The 15,124-nt window shown below is 37.2% G+C and carries 10 protein-coding genes; 3 read left to right on the forward strand and 7 right to left on the reverse strand.

The features are described from left to right. Positions 1–97 precede the first annotated feature (97 nt). Positions 98–1,897 carry a serine/threonine-protein kinase gene (locus tag ACIR310F_RS23645; RefSeq protein ID WP_051289558.1) on the forward strand — a complete coding sequence of 600 codons (1,800 nt, stop codon included), beginning with the start codon at positions 98–100 and terminating at the stop codon, positions 1,895–1,897. A gap of 186 nt (positions 1,898–2,083) precedes the next feature. Here the strand turns inward: ACIR310F_RS23645 and ACIR310F_RS0110330 are convergent, their stop codons facing one another. The 3 genes from ACIR310F_RS0110330 to ACIR310F_RS0110340 form a co-directional block, all read right to left on the reverse strand. Then, complete coding sequence (locus ACIR310F_RS0110330) at positions 2,084–2,647, reverse strand: YHS domain-containing (seleno)protein (RefSeq protein WP_028083765.1); 564 nt, start codon at positions 2,645–2,647, stop codon at positions 2,084–2,086. Between the two features lie 288 nt (positions 2,648–2,935). Then, a complete protein-coding gene (locus ACIR310F_RS0110335; protein ID WP_028083766.1) occupies positions 2,936–3,385 on the reverse strand; it encodes a hypothetical protein in 450 nt (149 codons plus the stop codon). A 165-nt stretch (positions 3,386–3,550) separates the two neighbouring features. Continuing rightward, positions 3,551–5,599, reverse strand: a complete 2,049-nt coding sequence (locus ACIR310F_RS0110340; RefSeq protein WP_028083767.1) for an FHA domain-containing protein — start codon at positions 5,597–5,599, stop codon at positions 3,551–3,553. A gap of 212 nt (positions 5,600–5,811) precedes the next feature. On the opposite strand from ACIR310F_RS0110340, the gene ACIR310F_RS0110345 reads away from it, so the two are divergent. Then, the gene (locus tag ACIR310F_RS0110345) at positions 5,812–6,597 is read left to right on the forward strand and encodes an HAD family hydrolase (RefSeq protein ID WP_028083768.1); all 786 of its coding nucleotides are present in this window, start codon (positions 5,812–5,814) and stop codon (positions 6,595–6,597) included. A 12-nt stretch (positions 6,598–6,609) separates the two neighbouring features. On the opposite strand, the gene ACIR310F_RS0110350 is transcribed toward ACIR310F_RS0110345, so the two are convergent. Then, on the reverse strand, positions 6,610–7,215 hold the full coding sequence (locus ACIR310F_RS0110350; protein WP_231387470.1) for a tetratricopeptide repeat protein: 606 nt from the start codon (positions 7,213–7,215) through the stop codon (positions 6,610–6,612). Positions 7,216–7,313: 98 nt separating this feature from the next. Here ACIR310F_RS0110350 and ACIR310F_RS0110355 point away from each other — a divergent pair, with 98 nt between their 5' ends. Then, positions 7,314–8,489 (forward strand): DNA double-strand break repair nuclease NurA, encoded by a 1,176-nt coding sequence (locus ACIR310F_RS0110355; RefSeq protein WP_028083770.1) that lies wholly within the window; start codon positions 7,314–7,316, stop codon positions 8,487–8,489. Between the two features lie 7 nt (positions 8,490–8,496). Here ACIR310F_RS0110355 and dacB read toward each other — a convergent pair whose 3' ends face one another. The 3 genes from dacB to rplI form a co-directional block, all read right to left on the reverse strand. Further along, positions 8,497–9,960, reverse strand: a complete 1,464-nt coding sequence (dacB, locus tag ACIR310F_RS0110360) for a D-alanyl-D-alanine carboxypeptidase/D-alanyl-D-alanine endopeptidase (protein ID WP_028083771.1) — start codon at positions 9,958–9,960, stop codon at positions 8,497–8,499. A gap of 1 nt (position 9,961) precedes the next feature. Beyond that, complete coding sequence (locus ACIR310F_RS0110365) at positions 9,962–14,089, reverse strand: replicative DNA helicase (RefSeq protein ID WP_028083772.1); 4,128 nt, start codon at positions 14,087–14,089, stop codon at positions 9,962–9,964. A gap of 254 nt (positions 14,090–14,343) precedes the next feature. Further along, complete coding sequence (gene rplI, locus ACIR310F_RS0110370; protein ID WP_028083773.1) at positions 14,344–14,802, reverse strand: 50S ribosomal protein L9; 459 nt, start codon at positions 14,800–14,802, stop codon at positions 14,344–14,346. Positions 14,803–15,124 lie beyond the last annotated feature (322 nt).

The raw sequence follows: 15,124 nt of genomic DNA on the forward strand, positions 1-15,124 counted from the left end.
GTTATTGCAGGATTCAACACTTGTGGGTGTTCACAATTACTGCTATTATAATACTTGAGGTGTTAGATCAAGAATGCCGTAAACCAGGGGTAAGAAAATGACGGAGAATCAAGAACCACTGCGGATTTTACAGGGAAAAAAAGGAAGATACCAACTTCTCAAACCTATAGGAAAAGGGGGTTTTGGATATACTTTTCTCGCTGAGGATTTGAATCCGGTAGTAGAGAAACACTATTGTGTTGTTAAGGAATTACGAATGGATGTTTATCATGATCCTAAAACCATTGCAGGGATCAAAAAAGCTTTTAAAAGGGAGGCTAGGATTTTGCAAAATTTAGGCCAAAAAAGTGGTAATATTCCTTCCTTACATGATTATTTTTCCATAACTGTAACTGACCCTGTACTCCATATTCCACAAGAGTTTAATTACCTGGTTCAACAATATATTGAAGGAGAGGATCTTGGTGAAGAACTAGAAAAACAAGGACTTTTTTCAGAAACAAAAGTTTTGGATTTATTAAAAAATATTTTACCAGTTTTACAATTTATCCATAAAAATAACGTTATTCATCTGGATATTAAACCCAGTAATATTATCCGTTCTACAGAAGAAGAGAACAAGTTTTATTTAATAGATTTTGGAGCAGTAAAACAAGTAATTAAAGGTGATATTGACACTAAAGAAACATCTATTGTCATAGGATTTGGAGATAAGAGGTATGCCCCTCCAGAACAACTCAACCCAAAGGGAAAGGTTGATTATTCCAGTGATTTATATGCTTTAGCTGCTAGTTGTGTGCAATTATTGACAGGTAAACTTCACAGAGATTTCCCCGATGATAAGACTCTTTGGAATTGGCGAGAATATCCACATATTAGTGAACCTTTAGGTAAGATATTGCGTAAAATGCTCCAAGAAGACCCTTATTATAGATACCAGTCAGCAACGGAAGTCATAGAAGCTTTGGAGAAAATCAAGCCTCTGAATAAACCTGATGAGTCTCCTACAGATACAGAAATCGATCCTAGTGATGATACGAAAAGAGTTATCAATCCTCGGACAGGGGAAGTCATAGAACCTGCTGATAAGCGTTCTAAAGGTAAAAAAATCAATTCTAAAGATGATACAAAAGTTATCAATCCTAATCCATTCCTTAATTTTATTAAAAAATTAGGTAATAATCCTAGTTCTAGAACGCAATCTACACCTGTTACATTTCAAAATTTAGAAGCGTTATTAGAAGCAGGAAAATGGCAAGATGCAGATTTAGAAACTTGGAACTTGATGCTACAGTTAACTAAACGAGAAAAATACGGATGGTTAAGAATTGAAGATGTGAAAAATTTTCCCAGACAGGAATTGCGGAAAATGGATCAGTTATGGGTAAAATATAGCAATGGCAAGTTTGGCTTTTCTGTACAAAAGCAAATTTGGCTGGAGTCGGGTGGTAAGTTAGATGGAGAACTCGACCTTAATACCTATGGGAAGTTAGGCGATCGCGTCGGTTGGAGACAAAATGGAAAGTGGTTCAAACTTTATGATAGTTACATCTTTAGTACAAATGCACCATCAGGACACCTGCCCGCCTTGTGGGTGTGGGGGGATGCTGTGGATGTGGTTATGGTGTGTATAATGTGCTTGTACGGGTTGGACTATTTTTTTGGCTTCGTGCTTGCGCTATTGGGGATGTGGTTTGTGGGGTTGGAGGTTGCTTTAGTTTGGGCAGTGAGTGTTGTAGTTTTGATGTTGGTGTGGTTTTTGTGGTGGGTTGTTGGTGGTTTAGTAGGTTTTGCGTGTGGGTGGGGTGGTTTTGGTGGGCTGGGTGTTGGGGTTTGTGGTTGGGGTGGCTGGAGGCGGAGGCGGCGTATTGTTTCTTTTCTCTTCTCTAGACTATAACCCATAAGCGTTACACAAGATTATAAGTATTTCTTATCAAGAAGTAAACAACCAATTTATTAGGCTTTGGGGATTTCATTACCTGTTAGGCAGTCTGTAGTTTGTAGCTTGTAGGTTGGGTTGAGGTACGAAACCCAACATGAACGTCGGGTTGCGCTGTCGCTTAACCCGACCTACTTGTACTCATTAACGACGAATTTTTTTGGCTATACCAGGCCAATTTTGATCAGCTTTTTGAATATTTCCAGGAATGTCTTTTTCCCAGCGTTTTTGAGTGTCTAAATTAACATTTAAGTACAACTTACCGTTGACAATTTTCCAGGCATTAGGGTCAATAGGTGCAGTATATCCTCTACTGACAGCCCAAGCACAAAATCCTCCATATTGAGGAGCGTATTTTTCAGGGTTTTTAATAAATAAGTCGCGGTTTTCGGCTGTGGAAAATCGCCAATTTACATCCTGCCATTTATAGGTGAAATTAGCATTACCTGGAATCGGTTTTCGTTGTTGAAAATAGGCTACAGCATCAAAACCTTTTAAAACAAAAGAGTCTTGGACATTGAACACTTTAGCAGCCAGCTTTAAAGGGGTATTCTGCCCTTGAATAGCATTTGGAGCAAAATTACCATTGGCAGCGGGTTGAAGGCTGGGAATGTGGGTTGTAGTGGTTGCTTGAGAACGACAACCTAAAGTTAATCCCACCATGAATATTGAGGATGTGATGAAAGCGAGAAAGTTCTGGTGATTCATAAAAATGTTTATTTGTTTTAGGACAATATCAGGTTCTTACCCCACCCTAACCCTCCCCTTATCAAGGGGAGGGGACTAGATTCCGGTTTCCTCCTTTATCAAGGGGAGGGGGGTAAATTCCAGTTTCCTCCGTTATCAAGGGGAGGGGACTAGATTCCGGTTTCCTCCGTTATCAAGGGGAGGGGACTAAGGGGGGTAAATTCCGGTTTCCTCAAGAGGAAATTTTTTGAACAGATGTTAAATGGAATGATGGAAAAGTGGCAAGAATTGTCTTGTTAGAAATTGTCATTAAGAAATTCTCGGCCATTTACCAATCCATTCTCCACCGCGAAAACGCCACCGGGGAAATAATAACCGCATGACTACCCAAGCAGATAAATAAACTGCTAACCAAACTAACCCATAATGTTGAATAAATCTGGTTAAGTCAAATTCGGTTTTAGGAATATGAGGTAAACCGATATTGGCAATTATTAAAGCCAGAAATACCCCTTCTATAACTCCTGCATAAAGTTGAAATATTCCGGGCCAGTCATGGTCCCAGAGATATTTTTGCAGAAAATCATACAAGACATCCCAAGCAATGCCAAATAAACCTACATAAAAGACGACCCAAAAGTAAACTAAGTTGGAAGCAATGCCTAAATATCCTTGATAAAAAAGCAGAGAAACTAACATTCCCACTGTTGCTAATAAAAAAATTCGCGTTTGCCAGCGTCCGAATAAGGTTGGAGTCATGATGATATGAGAAGTCGTGTAAATTAAGGTTTTTAGAAAAAATTCAGAAGAATTTAGGACTTACGGATGAGTCACGGAATAAGGAATAACGAACCACTGAGGCACGGAGGACACGGAGAAATGAGGCTTTGAGGAATATTTTCTGTAAGTCCTGGAATTGAAAAATTAAGGCTTTTGATTCAGCGCCCATTTTAGCCATTGCCAAAGGGAATAAATTCCTTGAATATAACGGACTCCTGGGGCTTTTACAGCAGCCAAAGCCTCGATAGAACGATGGGCAGCATATTGTAGTCCTAAAAATGTGTCTACAGGGGCGTAGGGACCGCCTAAGGTGATAATTCCTGCCCCATATATGCGAGAACGATTATTTCGCAGTTTTTTGATTTCAAAGTTGTTTTCTACATGAAAACGTCCTTCTGGGTTAAAATCTAGGTCGTAATGCAGTATTAGGTCTTTTAAAAATGGACTTTCTAAAGGATCGGAAATCAATCCTGTACAGTCAATCACAAAATCAGCAGTTAGGGTTTTTTGACCTTTGTTAGTGACTACATGAGTAACAACTTGACCTTGGGAATTACGTTCTAGTTTGGTGACTAAACCATAACGAATTTCATACCATTTGTCGGCTATTCCTTGACGAACAATGTCGCGCCATTTTTTGCGACTGGCTGTGGTTGTTCCCCCCCAACCCTGTAATAATTCCCGTCGTCTTAACGGGTCAGCGGCTTCTAACATTGTCCGCATATCACCGCCCCAAGTTCCTTTTGGCCAGTTGAAAGGTTGAAATTCCCAATCATTTTCTACGTAGCGTTTAGCTTGCTCAAATTGATTACCTTTGCGCGGTTCTCGGTTTAAATGAATTACCTGAATATTACTTTGCATTTTTCGGGCTTCATACAGCCTTTCTAATATTTGTGAGGCGACAATTCCTGACCCCCGAACAACAATAGTACCGCCTCTTTTTTCTAATTGTTGGTAAATATGATCATGGGGTTCATAACCTTGAACTACAGTTCTCTTATTTCCTGTTTCTTCGGGATATTGCCGACGATATTTTTCCAGGTCTGGTAGTAGTTTGATTGCGGGATAACCTGTGCAGAGATGCACATATTTAGCTAATAAAAATTGGTGATTTCCGTCTTCTTGGTGAGAAGTAGAATATGCAATACAATAACGCCCGTCTTCCGTTTGTCGTAGACTACGAATACTGCCATATTCTAACATTTTACCCCAACTAATGCGCTCTCCTTCCCTGTCCATGGACTCAAATACATCTCGTCCACGGGGGGTGTAGGTATCTGCATAAACAGGTTCAGCAAAAACTTGCCACAAAAATCCTAAAGCTGCACCAACTTGTCCAGAAAAAAAGGCTCTCCAAGCATCTCTTAAAGCATATCCTGGCCAGCCCCAAATATTATCAGGACAGGAATCTGAACCGGAACGAATTCGTTTATGTCGGGGAATTTGACAATTTTTCAGTAGGCTTTCATAGCGTTTATAAGGTTTGTCTTGAACACTCAAAACTTTAATATTTTCCGGTTTAACTCCCGCAATTCTCAACATATCCACCCAAACAAAACTGCCCATTCCTCCCCCGCAGGCCACATATTCTGTTTCTCTGACTAAAATACCACTGCGACCAATAGCTTCTAAGGAAACCTTTTGTGCATTCCAAAAGTTGAAATTATAGGGAAAACCAGTTGTTTGAATGGGTACAGCGTTAGGATTTTGCTGTTCTAAAGCATCCGTATAAGGGTTAAAAATGATGGAAGATTGAGAGTCTGATAATTTCCGCACCCTAGATACAGGAATAATCTCTGATTGGGGGTTAAAAATTGTGGACTTACTTTCAAATACAATGGTAGCATTCTCATCCTCAGATGGAATGAGAATAACGGTAATGGTATGATTACCTATTCCCAGTCTATCTCCACTTATTAAAGTCCGACGTTGTTTAAGTAGTTTTTCACCGTTAACAAGAGTGCCATTGGCGCTCTTGTCTTCTATATAAAGCTGATTGTTTTCTAAGGTAATTTGAGCATGAAAGCGAGAAATTTGCTTATGAGAGTCTAATAAAAATACAGGAGACACCGTTTCACCATTGATAACCGCAGGAAGTTGACTCATATCCCTGCCGATAGCTACTGGTAGGTTAAAAACCTGTTCTTCCTGCTCCTGTGTCAGTTTATTTTCGGAAATCAGTTTGATTTGCATGGTTTTGATGCCCCCATTTACATCTTGAGATATTATTGATAATATTAATACATTAATATTCTGCTCCATTTCCATAGGAGTACTGAAAAACTTTAAAATAATTTTATGTTTTTATGTTTTTATTTTTTATTTGCTATTTTAAAGGTTAATCGCTACATATCTGGCTATCAAGGTGCGGTAAACTAACAAAAGCAGTTTTTCACCTCAGAACAATGACAGCAAATAGTCCCACGATTTTGGCTTTAGACTTTGATGGAGTGATTTGCGATGGACTAATTGAATATTTTGAGGTAGCATGGCGTACCTACTGTCAAATTTGGTCGCCGGTTGACGATACACTACCAGATGATTTAGCTTTGAGATTCTATCGCTTACGTCCTGTAATTGAAACGGGTTGGGAAATGCCTATTTTAATTAAAGCTTTAATTGCAGGTTTTTCTGATGCTCAAATCCTGCAATCATGGACAACTATTACCGCCGAAATTTTAGTAGCAAATAACTTAGAAGCAAAAGCAGTTTCTACACAATTAGATAATTTGCGAGATGAATGGATTGAGAAAGATTTAGATGGTTGGTTAAGTCTACATAGATTTTATCCTGGTGTCATTGAAAGACTGAAAATAACTCTTGAGACTGAAGTTCAGTTATATATTGTCACTACTAAAGAAGGGCGATTTGTCAAGCAATTGTTACAACAAGAAGGAGTTAATTTACCATCAGAAAATATTTTTGGTAAAGAGGTAAAATGCCCAAAATATGCAACTTTGCGGGAATTAATTGAGAAAGCAAATACCCAAACTGTTAATTTATGGTTTGTTGAAGATAGACTAAAAACTTTACAATTAGTCCAACAACAATCAGACTTAAATCATGTAAAACTTTTTCTCGCAGATTGGGGTTATAATACTTCATTAGAACGGGAAGCAGGAAAAAATGATTCCCGCATTCAACTAATCTCACTTTCTCATTTTACTTACGATTTTGCAACCTGGTTATAATTTAACCAATATCTAGCTCCCCGACTTCTTAGACAAATCTGGGAGCTTATTAATAAGCTCAATTACTTCTTGATAATTACTAATTCTTTTTTGTTTTTGAAATAAGTTAGCTGCTACTTTTAAATCGCTAATTGCTCCCTGTTTATCACCTAAAGCATTGCGAGTAATACCTCGATTTTGGTAGGCTTCAGGAAACTCAGGATTCAGCTTTAATGCTTGGTTAAAATCTCTAATAGCTCCTGAAAAATCTCCCAAATCATGACGAGTAAATCCCCGATGATTATAAACACCCGCATAATTAGGATTTAGCCTAATTGCTTGATTATAATCTAAAATTGCTCCTTTTAAATCTCCTAATTTATAGCGAGATATTCCCCTTTTATAGTAAACTTCGGCAAAATCAGGACGTAACTTTAAAGCTTGATTATATTCTTCAATTGCTCCTTTGATATCTCCTGATGTATGGCGGTTAATTCCTCTATGAAAATAGATGATAGCCTCTTTTTTATCAACTTGTGCTAACAGTGATGATTTGATTCTAAAATCGGAAATATTTGCCAAATTCTTACCACTCACTTTTGGAGTATATAAGATAATTCCGAATAGAAGGATTGTCATTGTTAATTTCCATTTTTTCATGACACCATTTTTCCAATTATTAGCATATAGTTGTTAATTATATAGTATTTACATCTCTTCGCACCACTACCAACACTATGCTTGATTTAACAAAAATATCAAGACAAATGCAAGGTTTTAGTCAACATTTGACTTCGGAAGTGGCCGCGAGTCATCAGCGGTTACAATTAGCACAACAATTTTTTAAACAGGCTGTAGAGTGTCAACAGGAGTTAGTTGAACGTCAGGAAAAATGGCACAATCGGATTCTCTTTGCTAATGCTACACCAATTGAACCCTTAGAAACCTGTATTACTATTCCTGTTCCCCCGAAAATTCATACCGTCATTTCTACTGATGGTTCGCAAATTGCCCCTAATCATCACGAAATTGCGTATTGTTACTTACTCAACATCGGCAGGGTAGTTTTACACTATGGTCAAAATCTTCACCCCATTCTCGATAGTTTACCGGAGGTATTTTATCGCCCTGAAGATTTATATATCTCCCGTCAATGGGGAATTAGAGCGGAAGAATGGATGGGTTATCGGCGTACTGCTTCCGAAGCTACGGTATTAGCTGAACTGGCCTGTAGTGTGAAAACAACAGCACCAACTTTAGCTATGGTTGATGGTTCGTTAATATACTGGTTTTTAGATCAGTTACCGATGGATGCCCGCGATCGCATTTTACCACCTATTTTAGAAGCTTGGCAAAAACTTCAACAAGCTCAAATACCCCTCATGGGTTATCTTAGTGCCTCTCGCAGCACGGAATCTACTAACTTTTTACGGTTTTTGGCTTGTCCCTATCCCGTCCCCGATTGTATCACTCATTGCCCTAACCAACTAGAATACGTATCTTGCAAAAAATTTGATACTTTGCGCGATACAACCATCATGACTAGTCAACTCCAACCTGGACAAAGAGGACCGTTATGGCGGAGTAATGCACGAATTTTAGAATTGTATGACGAGCAAATTATTTATTTTTGTTACGTCCATGTCGGTACAGAAATCGCCCGGATTGAGATCCCCGCTTGGGTTGTCGCCAATAAAACTATGTTTGATCAAGCACTAGGGCTAATGTTAGCACAGGTAAATAAAGGATACGGTTATCCTGTGGCTATTGCGGAAGCTCACAATCAGGCTGTAATCAAAGGTGGTGATAGAACCCGTTTTTTTGCCCTTTTAGAAAGACAAATGATCAAGGCCGGGATTAAAAATGTCGGTATTTCCTCTAAAGAAGCCAGAAAACGTGGTAGCATTGCTTAAAATTATTTTAACATTGTTTTAATTGGGTTAATAAAAGCACAATTTCATCTATTGCTGTTCTCACAATTTTACTCGGTTGTTCAGATTGATTCACCATAATACTAAAAACTAAAGGTTCATAATTAGCTGAATTTACATATCCAGAAAGAGCAGAAACTCCTGTCATTGAACCGGTTTTTCCTTGGACAATTCCCGCAGCAGCAGTATTAATCAAGCGATTTTTTAAGCTACCTGTCATACCTACAATGGGTAAGGAAGCCCGAAAAATTTCTCTTTCAGGTAATTTATCAATTGCTTCTAAAAGTTGTACTAAAGCTGCGGGAGTGGTTAAGTTCTTGCGCGATAAACCAGAACCATCTACAATTACATAACTTTCTGATTCAACTCCTAATTGAGTTAGAGTTTCTTTCATAACTTGTAATCCGATATCAGCCGTATTTTGATTTATTTCTCTTGGTTTTTTGATAGCTAAACTTCTGAGTAAAGCCTCAGCATACAAATTATTGCTGTTTACATTTGTCTCTATTAATAATTCAGACAAAGGTGGAGATTCTACTGCGGCTATTTCTTTGCCATTTTTATGCAAATTACTAATTACAGTTTCTTGAACGGTAATTCCTGCTGTGATTAAATTATGACGAAATTGTTTTAAAAAATTGCTAATTGGATCAAATACAGCTATAGCAGTAATTTCCGGTTGGGAATTTACCGCTAATTGTCCTTTGATCCTCAAAATCTGTCCTTTTAAATCGCGGTTAATTTCTACAAAACTGGGTTTATCTGCTTGGGTAGTAATGGTATTATTCTCAATTTTCCACTGATATGCTTCTGTAGGTTCAGTCCATTTTATTTGTAATGGTTGTCCAATATTTTGGGGTAAAAAACTTAATCCAGAAGCGTTCTCATTTAATATTAAACTATTAACAGGAGCGCCATAATCAGCCTGTATATCTTCCCATTCCCAACTGGAATGAACTATTTCACCTTGAAAATAACTATCATCAGCAATTAACTGATTAATTTCTCTAATTCCCTGTTGATAAAGTTGTTTTGCTAATAATACCAATTGAGGGTTTTTAAAACTCGGATCTCCCCTACCCACAACACGCAAAATACCATTACCATCATCATAAATGGAGGTACGAATCCGAAAATCTGAACCTAATTTCTGTAATGCTACAGCAGTGGTAAATAGCTTAATATTAGAAGCAGGAATAAAATATTTCTGGCTATCTTGACTATAAAGAATCTTGTCTGATGATAATGTTTTAACTAAAATTCCCCAACGTCCTCGACTAAATTGAGGCCGATTGATAATAGTATTAATTGTTGATGATAATTGAGCGGGACAAAGGGATTTGCTAGTAGTAACTTCTGGAACTACTGTTTGTGCTTCAGCTACTTTCTGAATGCTACCAATTTGGATACTGATAAATAGAAATATCAAGCTAAAAAAGTATTTTTTTAACATATTACCAACTGTTTTGTCTGGCTAGATTTTTGAACTTTGTAAATTGAGGATCAAATAATAGTTTGATTGTTCCTGTTGGACCATTCCGATGTTTAGCTATGATCACTTCAGCAATTCCTCTATCTGGAGTATCTGGTGAATAATATTCATCACGGTATAACATCATTACTATATCCGCATCTTGTTCGATTGAATTGTGAACAATAATATTATTAGCGATAAAGTTATGTAATTTATCAACTGTTAAATCAAAGACTTCTTCTTCTCCATCACGTATAATTGAAACAATTTCATCCCAATACACATCACTGTTGGCAAGGGCAATTAGCTCGCTAGATTTAACAATATTAGCAACTTTCAATGCTCTTTCTCGACTTAAATTTGCCTTATAAAGCGTAGAACCACAATATGATTTTTCCATACGAGATTGTATTTCTCTTGTTGTCATGCCAATAGTTTGCATTGCAGGTACAACATAAGTTTTCCAAACCTCTTTGGGTATTATATCTCTGTTAGTGTTACCAATACAATTTTCAAGGTGTTCAGAAATTTCTTGTAATGAACCTAGTTTGTATTTTCCTACTGCTCCAACCTTTTGAATAAATAACTCAAGGTCAGGCTTACCAGTAATTGTGACATGATACTGACTTCTGCCTTTACCAGGTTGAGGAATCATTTTCAGTTTTGCATTAATACCCAATCTTAGCAAAAGTGTCTGGACATCAAAAGCTAGTCTTTCACTGCTACTTGAATAATATGCAATAGGTCTTGGGCTTTTACCCGCAACCAATTTTATGGAACCATCTGTACACCAAAGATGACGAAGAAAGCAAGCTATTAAATCTTGGGACTGTGAGAACAAATCTTGAGGGACAAATTTTTCGTAAGACCTTAAACCAAAAACTCCGAGAGAGTCTAGCCATTTGGCTATTGGATTTCTAACACCATGAGTTAGGCGTTGTGCTGCGGACAAATAAACCTGATACCAACAACGTTCAGGTGAAATTCTGGGAACAATTGCATCACCAAACAATTCTCTTGCTAAGAAAGCAACATTTTCTGCTAAATCTATCTCTCTGGTAGTGTACTGTATAGCATGACGTGGTAATGTACAACCATCACCAATTAAATGTCCCAATAATGCAACTTCTGAATAAGTCATGGTTTGTTTACCAATAGTGGGTAAATGTCTTGGTAAGCAAATATGTTGTTTAGAACTTAATTCATCTAATCTTTTCCAACCATTAATACTTAAAAATTTATGATTTCCGGTCGCACGAATTTTATGACCTAATCGAGTTTTTAATGTAAATACTGGTTTGATACCTGTGGAAAAGGCATTACTCACAATTGCTTTTTCTAATTTCATTGTACTTTCATTTAATGCCCAAATTGTAAAACCAGATTTACCTACTAAATCTTTAATTGGAATTGGTATTCCATTATCAGCTAATGATACTAAAGTATCTCCTGTTAAACAACCCGATTCTCTTAAATCAGATAACATTGGCCGTTTATTAGTTCTTGCTTCCACCCCCCGACTTAACTGTGATAAAGCAATAACTGGTACAGACAATTCCCTCGCTAAACCTTTTAAGGAACGAGTAATTCTTGATAATTCTTGCACACGATTATCACCTGCTCCTTCCATTAATTGCAAGTAATCAATGACTATTAATCCTAAATTTCCATTTTGTTCTGCTTGCAGTCTTCGGGCTTGACTTCGTATTTGTGTAACTGTAATATTTGCCGTATCATCAATAAACATTGGTGTTTCTGAAAGCTTATCAATAGCGCGGCTTAACGGTTCCCATTGAGTTTGACTAATGCGACCACTTCTTAAATAACTGCTTTCAATTCCCGCTTCACTAGCTAATAGTCTTTGTACTAGTTGTTCCTTGGACATTTCTAAACTAAAAACAGCCACCGGTAGTTTATAACCAGCAGCAATATTATGAGCAAGGTTAAGACAAAAGGCGGTATTGTGAACACAAATATCATTAGCGACAAAATTATGTGTTTTAGGAATTGTTAAATCATAAACTTGTTTGTTACCAACTGATTCAATGGAAATGATTTCATCCCAATATACATCACTATTTGCTAATTGCTGAAGTGGTAATTTGTCTAATGCAGTGGCTAAAATCCATAATCTTTCTCTTGTTAATGCCCGTTTACCGACATGAATATTGGTATAGCTTTTAATCCCAGATCGTTTTGCTAAACTACTCCAAGTTTCGCTACCTTTAGCTGCTGCTAATTGTTCCCAAATTTCTACAGGTATTAAGTCACGATTGGTTTGATATCTTTTTTGAGATATTGCTGCTGTAACTTTTGCTAATGCTGCTTCTTTGCCAAAAATGCCAATTTCTGCAATGAAGTTTTTGATAGATAAAGCATCAGTAATATCTAATTGCCATGTTGGTCTACGGGTATTATTATATTTCACAGACCGCTTTTTCAAAGCAGCAATAATACCAAATCTTAACAACAGATGTTGAATTTGTCTTGCTAGTCTTTCGCTGACTGTACAATAACCTAATTGTGATTGACCACTATTAAGCACAGTAGCCCAACCATCAGTGGCAAAAAGACGATTTAGAAACAATGATAATTGTGATTTTTCTAATTTAAAGACAATGTTTGGGATAGTTTTATTATGAGCGTCTTTATCCCATAAACCTAATTTTTCTAACCAAATTGTCAAAGCATTCTTACTCGATTTACTGATACTAGTAAATCCATTAGGTGCAAATTCTTCTAACTCCATTCCCAGAGTTTTACACAATAGCGTAAAAGTGTCGTAATTAGGTACACATTCTCCCTTTTGCCACGCACAAAGTAAAGATGGAGTTACTCCTAGTTCATTGCTCAATTTTTTAGCAGATAATGAACGAGAACGGATAGCAATTTTGAGCCTTTTCGCAAAAAGCTGTCTTTGACTAGCAATAAATTCTAAATCTCCTCGAACACATAATGATGGTGTCCGTTGACTTTGGAAATTTTCCCATCTTACTGATAAACCACCAAATCCAGTTACTGCTTCAGAAAAATCTGTTTGCAATAATGGGTTGCTGTTTGTAAATCTAGGAGTGCTATTAGTTAAACCACCATCACCAATTAAATAACCTAATAATTTGACTTCACACTCGCGGATAGTTTCTGTTCCAAACACATCTATTTTGCGAGGGATGGCAATCTTATTTCCTACTTGTAAATTTTCTAATCTTTGCCAACCTTTAATAGTTAAAAATGGGTGAGTAATTGTGGTTTCAATTGCCCGTCCTAAGCGAGTTGTGATGCGAAAAACTGGTTTAATTCCATCATCTACAAATGCAGATGGTTGGGTAAAGGTAAATTTCCAATCATCATTTAATGTTAATAATGAACCTTGCCGTTGCTGATATAATTCTTCAATTGTGGCAATTTGTCCATCTGCTAAGACGATTTCTGAATCATAACTGAGACATTTCCCCATTGACGGCCTCCCAGCTACGATAATTAAATCAGAACGCTGAAAACCGCTAGTCATAGCATCTAAATCATAAAAACCACAGGGTATTCCTGGTAAAGCAATACCTTGATGACGAGTTTCAATATCTTGGAAAGTATTAATTAATGTATCACCAATATGAACTAGTCCTGATTGGGGTTTTTCTTGGGTGACATTAAAAACTTTTTGTTCAGCTTGATCTAGAACAATTGGTAATTCTGTTTCTGTTTCATAACCCAGATGTACAATTTCATTACCTGCTTTAATTAATTGTCGTCGCAGGTATTTTTCCATGACTAACCCTGCTAAAGCATCAATATTCACCGCTGAAACTGTGCGGTCTACTAATGTGGCTAATTTATTTCTCCCACCAATTCTTGTTAGTTGATCATTGTCTGTTAACCAACTGGTGATAGAAAGCAAATCTGTGGGTTTTTGTTGTGTATGAAGACGCAAAGCGGCCTGATAGATTATTGTATGGGCGCTAATATAAAAGGCTTCGGGGACTAAGCGATCGCTCACTCGACCAATTGCTTCGGGATCTAGTAAAATACCCCCTAGAATCGCCTCCTCTGCTTCGATATTTTGCGGTGGTAGACGATTACTACTATCACCAAAACTCAGTTCCTCGGCCATTAGGTTTATTGCTTTTTTATAGTTTGTATTTAGGGTTTGCTGATAGCCTGCGTGGCCTAGCCCTAATCTGATTAGGGAACAGGGAACTCTTAACTGTTTTAGCTATCTGGATATCCTTAATTTTGGATTTTAAATTTTGGATTAAAGATTGAAAATTCATGTATGGTCTGAATCTAAAATCCAAACCTGACAAGCCCCCAAATTACTGGAGTCTATTTAAAATCTAAAATCTAAAATCTAAAATCTAAAATTCCTTAGTTGGAGACAACTTCGATGTTAATTTCTGCTATTACTTCAGAATAGAGCTTTATTTCCGCTTTATAAGTACCCAATTGGCTAATATCAGGAATGGTAATACCACGACGATCTATTTCTAGATTAGCCGCTTTTAAAATAGCATCTGCTACATCTTGGGTAGTCACAGTACCGAAAATAGCTTCATTTTCACCAACTTGCTTGGCAATTTTTAAGCTACCAACTTTTTCTAAAGTTGCTTTTTGTTCCGTTGCTTGTTGTTTGAGTTCTAATTGTCTTTGGCGCTCTTTTTCCCGTTTGCGTTCTACTTGTTTGAGAATACCTGGTGTCGCCCGATCTGCTAAACTCTGAGGAATCAGATAGTTACGAGCATAACCGGGAGCTACTTCTACTAAGTCGCCGATTTTTCCCAGTTTACTGACATCTTTTGTTAAAACCAATTGCACACGTTTCGCCATTGTTTTTCGCTTTTCTTTGTAATATCTTAGTTATTTGGATGTCATCAGTGTGGCTGACAAGATTGTAGCTTGACCACGAAGGATTTTTGACATACCCACAACCTATAGATTTTAGCGAAATTTGGGGAGCGATCGCAATACTAAATCCCATAAATATTAAAAATATTTTCAAAATATTTGAATTTGAAAATTAAAATTGCGGTCTATAGTGTTTCCTAAGCCTAGCTCCCTCTTCCCTTGCTGGGGTTCTTGTACTGCACTCAACCAAAAACCGATATATATGGGAAATTGTCAGTATATGGCTAAATCCTGTGGTGCGGGC

The organism is Dolichospermum circinale AWQC310F (assembly GCF_000426925.1).
In the GTDB taxonomy this organism is placed as follows: Bacteria; Cyanobacteriota; Cyanobacteriia; order Cyanobacteriales; family Nostocaceae; genus Dolichospermum; species Dolichospermum circinale.